Genomic DNA, 14,893 nt, shown 5'->3' with positions numbered 1-14,893 from the left:
TGAAAAATGTAGCTAATTTTATTCATACATAGCAAGCTTTGTAGCAATTATTTCTGCTAAAAACGGATATTCGTGATGAAGCCATGATTACTGAAAATGATGATTCAGTCGATGCAGTGAATGAACTAGTGAGAAAAATCTCTATTAAAGAAACCCAGCTAAAAATAGCCCAAGAGTCAAATCTCATTCATACTGCTGAAGCGTTAGAAAATCAACTATCCCAACTACAACAAGAATTGGGAGATAATTCAGACACACAATTGCAGTCACTAATGAGCTTGTGAAATGCTTACGACGGTAACTGAAATTCGCGGCATAACGGCTGCGGTCAGAGGTTCCTAAAAAGTCCAAATCAACACGAGTGGCTTTCTTAAATCCGCTGCACCGCAATTGTTAGACATCAGAAATGAACAAACTAACACTCTTACTATCATCAGATAATTTAATCATTCGTTCAAAGCTTAGTCCTAGTTTTTTGAGCAGCTTTGCTGAACCATAATTGTCCGGTGTAGTGATAGCGACAATACGAGTTAAGCCGAAGGTTCTTCTCCCATACATGATGACAGCAGAAGCAGATTCATAGGCGTATCCTTTTCCCCGTAACTTAGGAAGAAAGGCAAACCCAACATCCACATCCTCCAAGGAATCTCTTTTTATCAAACCGCAAATTCCAATCGAGACGCTCTTCCCCTTTAGCTCAACCAAATACAATCCGAAACCGAGACGCTCATACATAGCAACCAGATTTTTCAAAATATATTCACGAGCATCATCAAGGGTTCTCACACCTTTATCACCAATAAAGCGCAACCACAAAGGGTCATTCAATATCTCAAGAATGAACTCGCTATCTTCAACTGTCAACCGACGAAGAACTAAACGCTCTGTTTCAAGAACTTTCATAGTCGAACACCAAGTTATTGATGTCTAACTATTTATTATGCTGATGAAATTGGGCTGATTGTTCCTATTGCTTCCTAGGTACTGCATGAAACTTGTTGTTAACTTAAACTAAATTTGATTTACAAGAGCTTTCAAACGCTTTAAGCGCTGATTCTGTTCTGACCACTTTTTGCAAGCATCTTTAACGATTTCTATCTCTGAGGGTGATAAATGCTCATCCCCTTGCCCAGAGGCTATAATTTTAGCTGCTATAACCGCTTTTTCATACTCCACACCGTACTTAACCAGTTCTGTGCAAAATATTTTTTCTCTTTCTTCTATTGATGTAAAGTAATTATTTGGCATTGTTCAACAGATAATATAAGTCTTATTTTGAAACTACATCAACTAAAATAAGTTTCCGTTTAAAATCCTACGAATTCTATAAATTTATAAGTTCTACCTAAAGATACTTGAGAGGAAATAGTTAATTTGTATCTTGAGTAATAAGGGGCTGTGAGGGTTTGAGGGCATCACCTAATGGAAATATTAAAAAATAATTAAAAATTTTTGCCAAGTCAGGGAAAAGTAAATAAATCGTTTTAGCAAGGCAATGAGTTATTCATCTCAATAAAATATATAAATTTATTGGCACTGCTCAATGGCAACAATCGCAACCCAAGAGACAATCAACTTCTCATTTTCGCCTTTGTATACAGAGAAGAAAAAATGGTCGTTTTGAGCAACTATTACCTGAATGGGTGATTGGGGGGTATAGCGATCGAGTTGTATCAATGCCAAATCAAACTGGCTCCCGTCCCTAAAAAGCAATCCACGCCCATACAATTTTCTGGCAAAATGCCTCTGAGTCGTTGATAAGTTCTTGTATTCTAAGATATCCGTTCTTTGTGGAAAGCCGAATGATTCCTATAGATATGAAACGACTCATCAAAAAAAAACCTAACTCAGTTCGCAAGAAAACAGAAGTAACCCCACCACCGACTCAACCTATTGAGATGCCTGAGAGCCAAAATATTTCTGAAATAGTGATTGAACCAAATTCACCTGTGTACATTGAAGACTACGCTTCCGAATCCGAATACATTTCTGAACACTATCGCCCCCTACGCTCTGTTGGTAACTCTGGGTGGCAACCGTCTGATGTTTGGCGCGAGTTGAGAGTTGATGATTTTTGTCGTGGGTGAGTCAGTATTTAAACAGCGCGATGCCTGCGGTTCTTGCTAGCCTACGCTAAAATATAATGCCTGCATTTTGAAATAGTGGCAGTTGAATTACTTGGGTTTGTTTGGCGTTATCAAGGTTAGACAAGGAAATGCCCAGCAACCTAATACTGCGGTTTTCCAAATCAATCGATTCAAACAGCGCTTTGGCTATCTCAAAAATCGTAGATAGTTCACTGACGGCAGCAAGCATTGTCTTACTGCGGGTTAGCTGCTGAAAGTCAGAGAACTTGACTTTCAATGTTAATGTGCGTCCTCGCGTTTCATGCTGCTCTAACCGTTGCTTGACTGATTTAGAGAGAAGGAGGAAACAATTATTAAACAACGGGCTTTCTCCTCCAACTTTAGATGCCGATAGGTGTTGATCACAGTTAATCCATCTGCCTGAAGTCTGCGGTATAGTGCTTGTTCCAACCTTAGATGCCGTAATAGAATATGTTCAGGCTGCTCTCTTGCAAATCCATCATTTATAACCTATAAACATTATCTCTGAATGAAGTTCTTATTATTAGGAAAATTTTAGAAATTCCGAGCTAAAATTGCTTAAACTTTAGCAGTTACTATCTCAGTGTTACAGTTAAATACAAATTAAGCAGTAATATTATCTACAAGAGATTAAAGCTACAACAGTTTGCACAAGTATGTCTGGGTCGATTGGTTTAGAAATATGCCGTTGAAATCCAGCATCTACTGCCTGCTTAGAGTTAATCTCTCCAGCATAAGCAGTGAGTGCGAGCGCTGGAATTGGCTTATTGAGTGACATCGCCCGAATTTTACGTATTAGCATATAACCATCCATTTCTGGCATTCCAATATCACTGACCAGCACATCAGGTTTGAACTCGACTAAAACTGACAATGCTTCACTTGCCGATGGTACAGAGGTAACAATTGCTCCTGCCTGCTCAAAAACAAAGACAACTAACTCGCGGGTGTCGAATTCATCGTCAACAACAAGTATTTTCACATTCAGCAACGGCAAAGTAAAAGACGTAAGCGTATCGTCAATTAGTTGATTGCTTATTCGGTAATCATTATGCTTGGGCAAGGGCAACTTCACGGTGAAAGTTGTCCCTTGTTCAATACCTAAACTCTCGGCTTGAATACTGCCTCCGTGCAGTTCGACAATTTGCCGTGCGATCGCTAGTCCCAATCCCAATCCGCCAAATTTACGGGTCGTTGCCCCATCCTCTTGCCGGAAATGTTCAAAGATATAGGGGATAAAGTCAGGATTAATACCTTTTCCAGTGTCGCTGACAGTAATTTGGGCATCAGTTCCAGCTATTTTTAAAGCAACTGTAATCTTACCGTCATTCGGCGTAAATTTGACTGCATTTGATAACAGATTCCACAGCACCTGCTGCAACCTGACCGCATCTCCGCTAATCGTGACAAGCGTGGATGGAATTTTTGTCTGAATTCGCAGTGACTTGGCTACTGCTGCTAATCGAACAGTTTCTAGAGCGGCTCGGATCACTGCACCCAGATCGACGGGCATCACATTCAAACTCAGTTTACCCTGTAAAATGCGAGAAATATCCAACAAATCTTCAATTAATTGCACCTGGAGTTTAGCATTACGCTCAATGGTTTCCACTGCATAAGCAGTTTTGCTCTTGTCTAAAGAGCCTTTGCGAAGCAAACTCGTCCAACCCAAAATCGGGTTAAGGGGCGAGCGTAATTCATGGGATAGCACTGCCAAGAACTCATCTTTAATTCTATTCGCTGTCTGAGCTTGCTGACGAGCAGCTTGCTCACGCTCAAGCAGTTGTTCGCGTTCAGTTTCGGCAAACTTTTGCTTGGTGATATCTCGTGAGATTGACAAGAGTTGGACAACTTGCCCTGATGCATCTCGAATTGGCGTGACAATGACATCCCACCATTTCGGCTTGCCTTTTGCCGTGGGGCAGTAGCCTTGAAATTGACCGATATTGCCCAATGATGCGGCAGCAAGTGCAACCAAAGCATTTTCTTGGTCTTCGCCTTGCCAAAAATTAATCCACTCAGCGTTAAATAAAGACGCAGGATCATCAATTTCTAAAAGGTTCAGCCCGCCTTGATTCAAGTAGATTAGCCGCCCGTCTAAGGTTAAAACTTTGATGCAGTCTTGGCTGCTCTCTAAAATTCGTTCCTTTAGCTCTTCACTTTTTCGCAGGGCTGCTTCGGCAAATTTGCGATCGCTAATGTCTTTGAAAAGGACACCAACTTTTCGGTATTTTGGCTGCCCAATACGAAATGCATAAACATCAAACCAACGGTCTAAGGCAACAGCTTGATTCTCGAAGCGAATGGGTTCGCCCGTTATAGCGACTTGCCCGTAAATTTCAAACCAATACTTTTCATGATTCGGAGCAAGCTGGCATATCCTTTTGCCAAGTGCATCCTTGAGTCCGGTTTGTTTTTCAAACGACGGACTGATTTCTAAAAAGCGGTAATCGTTCGGCGTGCCGTTTTCATTAAACAGCATTTCGATCGCGCAAAAGCCTTCGTCAATAGACTCAAACAGCGTTCGATAGCGTTCTTCAGAGCTACGCAAGGCTGACTCTGCAAGTTTTCGCTCACTGATGTCTGTGCAAGTGCCATACCAGCGAATGATTTGATTGTTTTCACCCAGCATTGGTAAAGCACGAGTGAGATGCCAACAATAGGTTCCATCAGCCTGTCTCAAGCGATGTTCAACCTCGTAGCTCTTGATCGTCTCAACTGCTTGAGTCCACACCGAGATAGTGTGTTCTCGATCCTCTGGATGGATCAGGTCTTGCCAGCCGAACCCGTGGATTTGCAAAAGGGCTAATCCGGTGTAGTCACGCCACCGAGGGCTACAATAATCCACCTGCCCGATGGCATTAGCCGTCCAAACCATTTGAGGAATGGATTCAGCCAGGAAGCGAAAGCGCTGCTGACTAGCAGCAAGGCGCACTCGTCCCAATTCTAAATTCGCGGCAACCCGCGCTAGCAATTCGCGTCGGCTGAATGGCTTCACCAAGTAATCATCTGCCCCAGCCTCTAATCCTTCGACTGCCGATTCTTCTCCAGCACGGGCAGACAACAACAATATTGGAATTTCACGTGTTCTAGAATCACCTCGTAACTGCCGCAACAACTCAAAGCCATCCATTCTTGGCATCATCACATCGCTGAGGATTAGATCCGGGGGGGTATTGTATGCAACGGCTAGAGCAGTTTCACCGTCAACAGCTACGTCCACTGTGTAGTACTCGCTAAGAATCCGTTGCAAATAATCGCGCATATCTGCGTTATCATCCACCAGGAGAATTCGGGCAAAAGAAGTAGGGGGGCTATCTGAGGCAGAAGAAAAATCTTGCTCAACACCTTCTTTCGGAAGCCAACCTAAAGCTTCTTCAACATAAGACGTTGCACCAGCAACGCTATAAACACTGTTTTGGTCAGTCTTGAGACGATCTTGCGGTAAGTGAGCCGTTCCAGTTGACAATTGCACAGTAAAGGTACTTCCTTGACCTAACGTGCTGTCAACCGTAATCGTCCCACCATGTAGATGGACTAATTCTTTGACTAGCGACAGCCCAATACCCGTTCCCTCAAAGGTGCGTCCTTTATCACCTTCAACTCGATGAAACCGCTCAAATAACCGGGGAACCTCTTGTGCTGGAATACCAGTACCCGTGTCGCACACCGCCAATGACACTATATTCCCAAGCAAGTGCAAAGAAACTGTAATCTTTCCTTCAAACGTGAACTTTAATGCATTCGAGAGCAAATTTAATAAAATCTTCTCCCACATTTGCCGATCCACGTAAACAAGTTCTGCTATATGAGGGCAATCTACAACTAATTCTAATCCCGCAGACTCAGCAGCAGATTGGAAGAGGCTTACTAGTTCTGCGGTGTATTTAGCTAAATCGATTGGTTCATAGCTAGCTATCGTGCGTCCGGCTTCAATGCGTGAGAAATCTAACAAAGTATTCACAAGCTTGAGTAGTCGTATTCCATTGCGCTGCACCATCTCTAATTGTGCTTTTGCTTTAGCTGGAATAATTCCATCTAATTCGGTTAACGTTTCTTTGAGCGGCGACAGCATCAGCGTTAGAGGAGTGCGAAATTCATGACTGACATTATTGAAAAAGGTCGTTTTAGCTCGATCCAGTTCTGCTAGTGCCTCAAGGCGTTTGTGTTCTTCTTCATAAGCATGTGCATTGGCGATCGCACTTATTACATTACCTACTATCAAATCAAAGAACTTTCTATACTCCTGCTCGAAAGCACGGTGTGGATTGATGCCCAATACCAGTAATCCAACTATTTGTTGTTGTCCAGATGGGATCAGCGGCACGACCCAAGCTTCCGAGGGAGATTTATCCCAAGCTCCTTTGGGCAAAGCCCCAAACCGAGTTGTCAAATCATCAATGATTGCTGCTTCCCTGGTCTGATAAACTTGGTTGAGTTTCCACGCATCACTCTGCTGAGTTAAGTTCACTCTCGATGGTATTGCTTCTATTTGCTCGATTGCAGCAGTAGTTCCAACCAGCTTTGCATTACTGCCATCTGCCTCCACCTGATACAGCATGGCAAATGGAATATCATAAGAATTTGTTGCTAGAGATTGGATTGCACTTAAGCTTGCTGCTTCTACAGTTTTTGCTTGAGCCGTTTCGCTCGCCAGTAAGCTCAGAGTTTGTAAACGGCGATCTCCCAGGACGCGTCCTGTTGTTTCACTTACAATGCAAAATACTCCTCCCACGCTCCCGCTCTCGTCTCGCACAGGGTCGTAGGAGATATCGAAGTAAGTTTCCTCTATATAACTATATCGATTCAGGAAAAATAAATAATCTTGCGCCCAGAATGCAACTCCTGTTGCAATAACTCCATTAACCAAATCTTCTAAAACATTCCAGACTTCGCTCCATACTTCCTTAGCTGGGCGACCTAATGCCCAAGGATGCTTTGAGGCAATGGCAGGACTATAAGCATCATTATAAATCGTGATTAATTCCGTTCCCCAAAACAGGCAAATCTGGGCTTTAGAAGGCAGCAATATGCTAATCGCGCTCCGTAAGCTCTGGGGCCAATTAGCTACATCACCTAAAGGAGTCTGTGACCAATCGAGCGATCGCATCAGGTTTCCAACCTCGCCACCCTCAATAAAAATACTTCTGCCAGTCATGCCTTCTCTGTTAGATGACATCCCTGCTACCCCTGATTTTTAAAGTATTTGACCAACACTTCCTCACCCTCTTCTCCCATATTATGCAGCAGTGTTTCAATCTGCTTGAGTGCTAAAGGAATTGGTCGGGTTCGTCCATTTTCCCAACGATTGACGCTCCCAAATGACACACCAAGTTTCTCTGCAAACTTCACTTGGGATAGTTGCAGTAGCTGTCGAGTTTCCCGAATTAATGCTGCAACTTCTACAGGCTTTACAGCCGCCATTTAGTTTTGCCTTCTTCGCTTAAGCTATTTGACTATAACAGGTGTGATATACAGCAAAATATCTACCATTAGGTATAAGCTCTACTTATTGGCACTCCCCGCTCTCTCATAGACGTGGATTCTTAGTTCCTTGACTCACCATAAGAATGCAGGCTTGCGCCAACCACTCAGGCAAGAGGGAAAATCTCCCTAAGCATTCAGACACGCAATTGCAGTCACTAATGAGCTTGTAAAATGCTTTCAACAGTAATTGAGCTTCTTGTACTGAGCGCAGTTAAAGTATGTATAAGTGCGGGCTAAACCTAGCCTAAAATATGATGTTCCCATTCTGAAATAGTGGCAGTTGAATGACTTTGGTTTGTTTTTGATTATCAAGGTTAGACAAAGAAATCCCCAACAATCTGATACTACGATTCTCCAGTTCAATCGACTCAAACAGCACTTTGGCTATCTCGAAAATCGTAGAGAGTTCACTGATGGGAGCAAGCATTGTCTTACTACGGGTTAACCGCTGATAGTCAGAAAACTTGACTTTCAGAGTTAATGTGCGTCCTCGCGTTTCATGCTGCTCCAACCGTTGCTCGACAATTTGGGCAATCTGTTCGAGTTCTTGCAACATCTGGCTGATATCGCTTAAGTCTTGTGCAAACGAGGTTTCTGCACCGATGGACTTACGAACTCGATTTGCTTCAACTGGGCGGTCATCTTCTGCTCTGGCAATCTTATAGTAATAATGACCGGCTTTACCAAAGTGGTGTATTAGGTCAGTCAGCGATCGCTCCTTTAAGTCTGCGCCAGCATGAATGCCGAGCGAGTGCATTTTCGCTGCTGTAACCTCTCCAATGCCGTGGAACTTCTCAATCGGCAGCTGTTCTACAAAGGCGATCGCTTGCTCTGGTAAAATCACTGTCAACCCATTCGGCTTGTTCTGCCCTGATGCCATTTTTGCCAGAAACTTGTTAATCGACACACCTGCGGTTGCCGTCAATTTCGTTTCCTGGAAAATCGCAGTTTTGATGTGTCTTGCGATAGTAGAAGCGTAGGGGATATTTTGTCGGTTCTCAGTAACATCTAGATATGCTTCATCTAGTGCAACCCCTTCCACTAAATCACTGTAGCGTTTGAATATGGCGTGGATTGAAGTAGAAATCTCTCGGTAAACGTCGAATCTCGGTCTGACAAAGATAAGCCCAGGGCATTTAGCGATTGCCGTGACTGATGGCATGGCTGAGTGAATGCCAAACTTACGAGCTTCATAACTGGCTGCTGCAACTACGCCTCGTTGATTCGGGCTGCCACCGACTACTAACGGCTTGCCTCGGTAGCTAGGGTTGTCCCTCTGCTCTACTGATGCGTAGAAAGCGTCCATATCAACGTGAACTATTTTCCTGGTTCTAGCGGCAGATTCTTGTCCCAAGGGTAGCTTTGTCACAAGCAGTCTCGTTTTTTACGCACTATGCCACGAGCAAATTAAATCCTAAATTAGAAATCTTATAGTACACTAGCACTAGTTTGAAGCAAATTTTGTAGATATGCAAATTATTTAAAGCCTGCTTGAACTTTCTACTATCAGCCCCGATTGGTTTTTCTGTTAATGAGTAAGTGTAGCAATGTGGCTCAAATTTGGTGTAGCTCCAGATGGACAATTAGTCTGTGTTGAAGATGTTGGTAGTGGTAAGACTGAGCTTTTATGCCCTTACTGTTACGGTGGGCTAACTGCTAAGAAAGGTAAGGTCAAGCAACATCACTTTGCCCATTCGTCAGCCACCTGCTTGCCTGTGGCTAACCGTGATTTTCCGATTTTACCATTATATGATAATTTCAATATTTATCTATCACGTAAAGATTTAGCACAATTAAAATTGCTTTGGAAAGAATACGGCTCAATCAATTATCCTATTAGCCCTGGTTTAGTTACTCCAGGGCTTATTAAAGCCTTTATGTTCCACAAAAATATCTATTTAACTCCTCCAGCTTATGAATTTACGAATTTGGGTAAAATTCCTGTTGGGGCGTTAGAATTTGATTTGTTTAACCAAGTGCAAGAGCCACTATTGCTCAAAAAGCTGTTGAAACTGGAGCTAGCAGCCAAACACGCTTTATATAAAAATGCAGCAGATAAGTTATATTGCCTTACTGACTTAACACTTTATCGCGCTCAATTTCAACGAATTTTATCTTGTAATTTGTATTTTTTAGAGATTCAAACACACATTGGCACTTTGTACAAGATAGGAGTTACTACTAGACCTATCCAACAACGATTGGTAGAAATAAAAGCAGATTTATTTATCCCTTATAAAACTGTTGCTATTCAAATACTTGGAACTTGGCCACACAGGGGGAATGTCGAACTATATTTTAAACACCGCTATCATAATTACAATTATCGCATTGGTAGTTTAACTGAGTACTTCAAGTTTAATCCCTCGGATGCTAACGCTATCCTAAGTGAGCTACATAGTATGAAAGCTAAAGTACTTTCGACTGGAGAGATAAACATTCTTAAGGACAATATTAGCTTATCTCAAGTTGCTATCTAGCCTATACTCATGCTCTGCAACAGCCAAATCCCATATTTTTATGCGATCGCACTCGGTAGCTTTTTAACAGTGAACAAGTTATCAGTGGTCTATTTATCCCGCGATCTAAGTCCCCCACAATTTGCTATAAACCTTTGGTGGCGATTCTTTATCCCCCATTAATGCAAAAATAATTGATAACTTTTAACAGTACTGTCTGTTTATTCCATCTACTCAATATTCACAATATGAATATCGACCGATTGCAAGAACTTAAGCGAAAACTGACGAATGACGCAGACTTGTCCGATATCTGGCTATTTTATATGGATCATTTTGCGGATCTGCCAGCATTCACTGACCTGGGTGAGCCTGCCGCTAATCAATATTTAGATGCTGTCCTCCAAAAAACTTGTCACCAGATGTTTAATAGGGCAATAAAGATTAGTGACTTTTTGCTAATCTACATCGCTCAATATCATTTATTTCATGGAGCTTTCTTTCTTGAAGGACGTATTGGGGGTGTGATTTATTTCGAGGATATAAAAATTGGCTTAATTGCAATATCAGAGGATTATCCTGCTACTGATGTGGTTAAGTATTCACGGTTCTCTGAAATGATTCAACTGTCTGCACCGCAGGGTAACGATTACAATTGAGATTTACTCTTTAATGTACAGTTAAGGGAATTCCGTTATCTTTGGGTTTTAAGGCACAACCAATAACAGTATGTCCCTGTTGAATAAAACCCTCGGTCATCGCATAACCTAGACTTTTACTTATGCCTGTAATTAAGATGAGCTTACTCATATTTTTCTGTTATTCTTGTTCTGATTCAACAATTCGAGGGAAAAAATAACCACTACCTCTTGCTGTGATAATAAATTCTGGATCGTTGGGGTCGGATTCTACCTTTGTCCGTAATCGTGAAATATGCACATCTACCACACGGGTGTCTGTACTCATCTCTGGTACAAAGCCCCACAATTGCCGTAATATTTCTAACCGCGAAAAAATCTTTCCCGAATCATTCACTAACAACTCTAGTAAGCTAAATTCTATACCTGTCAACCGAATGCGTTGCTCATTTTTATGGACTTGCCGCTTACTTATATCGATTTTCAGGTCGCCTGTATGAATTATAAAAGAGTTAGGAATAGTATTCATACTAGTTTTGTGGGAGCGCCGTTTTAGTTGACAGGCAATTCGAGCTTCTAGTTCTTTGGGTGAGAAAGGTTTTGTCATATAGTCATCAGCACCGAGTTCCAGCCCAGTGATTCGGTCTGCTACATCTGCTAAAGCTGTGAGCATGATAATTGGTACGTCTGATTGTTTCCGTAATTCTTTGCACACACCGTAGCCATCTAGCTTTGGCATCATTACATCTAGAACTATTAAATCAGGGGTCAACAAGCGAAAAGCTGACAAAGCTTCTTCACCATCACTAGCTGTAACTACGCTGTAGCCAATCATTTCTAACCGCGTCTGTAAAATTCGGCGAATGCTGGCTTCGTCATCTACTACTAAGATTGTGCCTTTCTCACCTAATAAGTTTCTCAACGCTGTTCCTAATGAGCGAGAACTCTCAACCATCCATTATCTGCTTATTAGGAGTCAAAACCGCAAAACAATCTTGAAGTACAGTTATAAGGAAAGAAGCGATGCCTGCGGCGAGCTACGCTTACGCTTAATACTTGCATCTGTGCAACAGATTATGCTGGGACATCTACCCGAAAACAGATTTGTACACAATTAATAAATTCTTCTGCAAGGGACTCGTATTTTCCATCGATTTGGTGTACCTTGTTAATTCCGTGCAAATTATTTATATATAACTTCTCCCAAATTTACTCAGACAACTTTTTTGCCAATGCCTTCAAGGGAACAGCCAATGAAAACTTCTAATGATACAGATATTAAGAAGATCATTAAAAAATCCGACAAGCTTACTCTGAAACAGATGAAGTTGATCGAAGAAGCAGAAGACCAACTTCTTCAAGCTAATACTGACAATTTTACTGCCCCTGTGGTTGAAGTTGAGGAGAAACCAGTAATCACTTCTGAGCCTAGAGTTCCTGATTATATTCCGCTCCTTGACAACCCTCCAGTACAATCGGTGGGAAATTCCGGCTGGCAGGTTTCTGATGTCTGGCGGGATATTCGGGTAGATGATTTCTGTGGGTAGACCCCATGATTACAGAGCGTTCATGCATCTATACCTCCTACGCCCCTTTCAATCGTATTGATTGAATCTACGCATGACTCAAATTTTTGATAATCATTTTTTATTAGCCCAGATTTTTGCCAAGCTTACTTATGCAAGGACATATTCATCCCGTTTGTTATGATGTTGAACCCTCGTAAATTGACAGAGATATTGATCTTTATATTTCAAGTATTCGGCATACTTTATTTTCAAAGGAAGGGTAATTTTCATGTTAACTAAAACATAAACGTTAATTTCTCAGTGTAAGGGTATCTCAAATGCTATTGACAAGTAGGTTTAGATATACGATCATTAATTATCAAAATATTGACAATTAAACCTATTTGTTATTAATTCTTTCCTTGATTAGGATAATCTACAATTTGCTTTGATGCTTGAAGATATAATAATTACTCTGCTAGTTTGCAGTATAGAAGAAAAGAAGCTTTACTTCGAGGTGTCCCTTTCACTTTTTAAAAAAGTTTCCACCTGGAATCCGGAATTGTCAGCAGTGCCTTTATCAATGAGCGAGGCTATTGAAATTGGTCGGGCTGAAGCTTATCGAAAGCGACCTCAATTCAACTCTTATGTATGTATAGCTGCCTCGATTCAATCTCTGCAACCTCATCCAAAGCCATTTCTATGGTATTGGCATATTGTGTTTGCCCCAGAAATTGATAAGCATATTTATTATTTAGATCGCAGTGAGATCGTTTTGCTTCTGGACGGTACAGTAATTGAGCCAAAAGTTATTAATATTTCAACTTAGTTCCTACTTTTTTCACAAATTCGGCGAAATCCCCCGTCCCTATTCTGTAAGCGCTCAGGGACAGTCAAAGCAATTCACGCATGACCAAGGACAACTCAAACTAGTAGTTCGCCAAGTGAACTTGGCGGGGTAAAGGGAAAAGGGAAAGGGGGAAAGGTTTTAAATCCTTTACCCCTTTCCCCTTCCCCTTTCCCCTTCCCCTTTCCCCAGCCCTCACAAGCGCATCTTTGGGTTGGCAGACTACTAGCGATACCTACGGCAACCCAAGAGGGAACGCAATTAAGTTATGATTTGGGTAGACAAAGCTACTCAAGTCTAGCCATGAGCCGACCACAATTAAACATCAAGTTTGATGGTGAGGGAGAGAAAGAATTACTTGAGACTGTCAAGACACGGGCGCAAGATGAACGTATTTCTCTCAAAGAGTTTGTTTTGGATGCCTTAAAAAATCGCCTGACAGTTCACCCAGCTACCCAAGCTACCCAACCTAAACTAGCTGTCACCAAGCTAGAAGTAGACGAATTGAAGCGCCGAATAGTTGATATTCAGATAAGTTTGATGGGTGAGGTTAGAAAGGATAGAAAACAAATTGCCACACTAGCACAATCCCTAGCTTTGATTGAGTCACGCTTGGATATTCTCGATCCTCCTAATTTAATGATATTTGAAGAAGATAGTCAAGCTAGACAGGCTAGACAAGGGGAAACCTGGGAGAATAATGCTGTTGAGTTTTTAGAGGAAATCAGCTGGGGTGATGATAATGGGTGAGATTAACGATTTACGATTCACTGCGCCCCCATCCGACTTGGAGCGATGGGAATGGTTTTTTAAGGAGATGGAGAAACGCGGACTAATAACTATTTTTGAAAGCTCGAAACAGTACCCCAACCGGGGCGACTCGAAACTAAAGCGGCAGTATTTCAAGGTCAAGTTAAATGCACAAAACTCTGATTAGTTTCTTTGACTGTTTCTTGGTGTAGCAACTGCCTAATGTTGTAAAACACACTTCTTTCCTGAGCGCTCCTCATCAGAAAACTGAACAGTCTAGGGTATTGGCTGCCTCAAGTAACAGTTCCACAGTTGTTGCCAAGAGGGTTCGTACACGAGTTAACTGATTTCGGCGCTCAATCCCCAGCCGTGCTTCAGTGTTTCGCGGATCGTCATCATGGCTTAAATGAACAACTTTCACTTTCTGCTGTTTTTCGGATGGTTCAAATATTGGCTCCGATGCAGTGAGTTTGTTGTATCCATAAACTCCACTTGGGCGCTTCACATTATAATGATGTACTTCACAGCCAAGAGGGGCAACGTAGTGTCCTTCTAAATTATTCAATTGCTCACGCAACTGTTCCACAAGTTCAGCGATCGCTTCCATTTGTGCAGCAACGCCCAGCGATTCAGAACTTTGAGGACAACCTCTCGACATCAGCATCATCACTGCCGCTTCGCGGCGCGTGGTTCTAAAGGTTTCCTCTGTGCGTTCCCACTCCTGTTGCCGTTGGTAAGACGCAATCTCCCGCACGCGAATTAGTTCGATCTCTTCATCTGGAGTCAAGTTAATAGCTGCTCCACAAGTTGGATAATTGAAGCATTCTCCAGGGTCAATACCCGGTTGCAACATCATTGAGGCACAGTCAAAGCCAAGTCCACATATCTTACGTGGCATAATTTCAATTTAGTTCTAGCTTAATAAATTTATTTTAATAGCTAGAACACAAGGCTGTATGAAGGCAAGTGGTTTTTATCGGAGTTTATATCGGATAAAAGATAAGGGTATCTTATTTTGTGTTGTAGTATTGTATTACAATGTAACTTAAAGCATAATGTGAGCAAAGTCTAGATTTAAAGGATTTATGTGCTGAAG

17 protein-coding genes are annotated in these 14,893 nt (G+C 41.9%); 7 read left to right on the top strand and 10 right to left on the bottom strand.

Features of this window, described 5'->3' with window-relative positions:
- Positions 1-83: 83 nt before the first annotated feature.
- Positions 84-284: a hypothetical protein gene (locus H6G92_RS36175; RefSeq protein ID WP_094333315.1), complete on the top strand. Its 201-nt coding sequence runs from the start codon at positions 84-86 to the stop codon at positions 282-284.
- A 109-nt stretch (positions 285-393) separates the two neighbouring features.
- Here H6G92_RS36175 and H6G92_RS36170 read toward each other — a convergent pair whose 3' ends face one another.
- The 3 genes from H6G92_RS36170 to H6G92_RS36160 all read right to left on the bottom strand — a co-directional run bounded on the left by H6G92_RS36170 (position 394) and on the right by H6G92_RS36160 (position 1,683).
- On the bottom strand, positions 394-903 hold the full coding sequence (locus tag H6G92_RS36170; protein ID WP_190901378.1) for a GNAT family N-acetyltransferase: 510 nt from the start codon (positions 901-903) through the stop codon (positions 394-396).
- A gap of 108 nt (positions 904-1,011) precedes the next feature.
- Positions 1,012-1,248, bottom strand: coding sequence for a hypothetical protein (locus H6G92_RS36165; protein WP_190901377.1), 237 nt, complete (start codon positions 1,246-1,248; stop codon positions 1,012-1,014).
- 279 nt (positions 1,249-1,527) lie between these two features.
- Positions 1,528-1,683, bottom strand: a complete 156-nt coding sequence (locus tag H6G92_RS36160) for a hypothetical protein (protein WP_190901376.1) — start codon at positions 1,681-1,683, stop codon at positions 1,528-1,530.
- Between the two features lie 119 nt (positions 1,684-1,802).
- On the opposite strand from H6G92_RS36160, the gene H6G92_RS36155 reads away from it, so the two are divergent.
- A complete protein-coding gene (locus H6G92_RS36155; RefSeq protein WP_190901375.1) occupies positions 1,803-2,087 on the top strand; it encodes a hypothetical protein in 285 nt (94 codons plus the stop codon).
- 46 nt (positions 2,088-2,133) lie between these two features.
- On the opposite strand, the gene H6G92_RS36150 is transcribed toward H6G92_RS36155, so the two are convergent.
- The 4 genes from H6G92_RS36150 to dinB form a co-directional block, all read right to left on the bottom strand.
- Positions 2,134-2,448 (bottom strand): DinB/UmuC family translesion DNA polymerase, encoded by a 315-nt coding sequence (locus H6G92_RS36150; RefSeq protein WP_199345120.1) that lies wholly within the window; start codon positions 2,446-2,448, stop codon positions 2,134-2,136.
- A 276-nt stretch (positions 2,449-2,724) separates the two neighbouring features.
- Positions 2,725-7,287 (bottom strand): ATP-binding protein, encoded by a 4,563-nt coding sequence (locus H6G92_RS36145; RefSeq protein ID WP_242059472.1) that lies wholly within the window; start codon positions 7,285-7,287, stop codon positions 2,725-2,727.
- Between the two features lie 5 nt (positions 7,288-7,292).
- Positions 7,293-7,532, bottom strand: a complete 240-nt coding sequence (locus tag H6G92_RS36140; RefSeq protein WP_190901374.1) for a helix-turn-helix domain-containing protein — start codon at positions 7,530-7,532, stop codon at positions 7,293-7,295.
- 307 nt (positions 7,533-7,839) lie between these two features.
- Positions 7,840-8,964: a DNA polymerase IV gene (dinB, locus tag H6G92_RS36135; RefSeq protein ID WP_313890055.1), complete on the bottom strand. Its 1,125-nt coding sequence runs from the start codon at positions 8,962-8,964 to the stop codon at positions 7,840-7,842.
- Positions 8,965-9,142: 178 nt separating this feature from the next.
- Between dinB and H6G92_RS36130 the strand changes: the two genes are divergently transcribed.
- A complete protein-coding gene (locus H6G92_RS36130) occupies positions 9,143-10,075 on the top strand; it encodes a GIY-YIG nuclease family protein (protein ID WP_190901373.1) in 933 nt (310 codons plus the stop codon).
- Positions 10,076-10,302: 227 nt separating this feature from the next.
- Entirely contained in the window at positions 10,303-10,713 is a 411-nt protein-coding gene (locus H6G92_RS36125) for a hypothetical protein (protein ID WP_190901371.1), read from the top strand.
- Positions 10,714-10,723: 10 nt separating this feature from the next.
- On the opposite strand, the gene H6G92_RS36120 is transcribed toward H6G92_RS36125, so the two are convergent.
- Together H6G92_RS36120 and rpaB are read right to left on the bottom strand one after the other, a co-directional pair.
- Positions 10,724-10,864: a hypothetical protein gene (locus H6G92_RS36120; RefSeq protein WP_242059471.1), complete on the bottom strand. Its 141-nt coding sequence runs from the start codon at positions 10,862-10,864 to the stop codon at positions 10,724-10,726.
- 9 nt (positions 10,865-10,873) lie between these two features.
- Positions 10,874-11,647, bottom strand: a complete 774-nt coding sequence (rpaB, locus tag H6G92_RS36115) for a response regulator transcription factor RpaB (RefSeq protein ID WP_190901369.1) — start codon at positions 11,645-11,647, stop codon at positions 10,874-10,876.
- Between the two features lie 298 nt (positions 11,648-11,945).
- Between rpaB and H6G92_RS36110 the strand changes: the two genes are divergently transcribed.
- The 3 genes from H6G92_RS36110 (at position 11,946) to H6G92_RS36100 (ending at position 13,797) form a co-directional block, all read left to right on the top strand.
- Positions 11,946-12,239 carry a hypothetical protein gene (locus tag H6G92_RS36110; protein WP_190901367.1) on the top strand — a complete coding sequence of 98 codons (294 nt, stop codon included), beginning with the start codon at positions 11,946-11,948 and terminating at the stop codon, positions 12,237-12,239.
- Between the two features lie 544 nt (positions 12,240-12,783).
- Positions 12,784-13,029, top strand: a complete 246-nt coding sequence (locus tag H6G92_RS39125; RefSeq protein ID WP_190971498.1) for a hypothetical protein — start codon at positions 12,784-12,786, stop codon at positions 13,027-13,029.
- 321 nt (positions 13,030-13,350) lie between these two features.
- Complete coding sequence (locus tag H6G92_RS36100) at positions 13,351-13,797, top strand: hypothetical protein (protein ID WP_190901363.1); 447 nt, start codon at positions 13,351-13,353, stop codon at positions 13,795-13,797.
- Positions 13,798-14,056: 259 nt separating this feature from the next.
- Here H6G92_RS36100 and H6G92_RS36095 read toward each other — a convergent pair whose 3' ends face one another.
- Positions 14,057-14,695, bottom strand: a complete 639-nt coding sequence (locus H6G92_RS36095; RefSeq protein WP_190901361.1) for a hypothetical protein — start codon at positions 14,693-14,695, stop codon at positions 14,057-14,059.
- Between the last annotated feature and the right edge of the window lie 198 nt (positions 14,696-14,893).

The organism is Nostoc foliaceum FACHB-393, assembly GCF_014698505.1.
Taxonomy (GTDB): Bacteria; Cyanobacteriota; Cyanobacteriia; order Cyanobacteriales; family Nostocaceae; genus Nostoc; species Nostoc foliaceum_A.
Note: the sequence above shows the minus strand (reverse complement) of the source record. Positions and strands in the feature narration are given on the sequence as shown.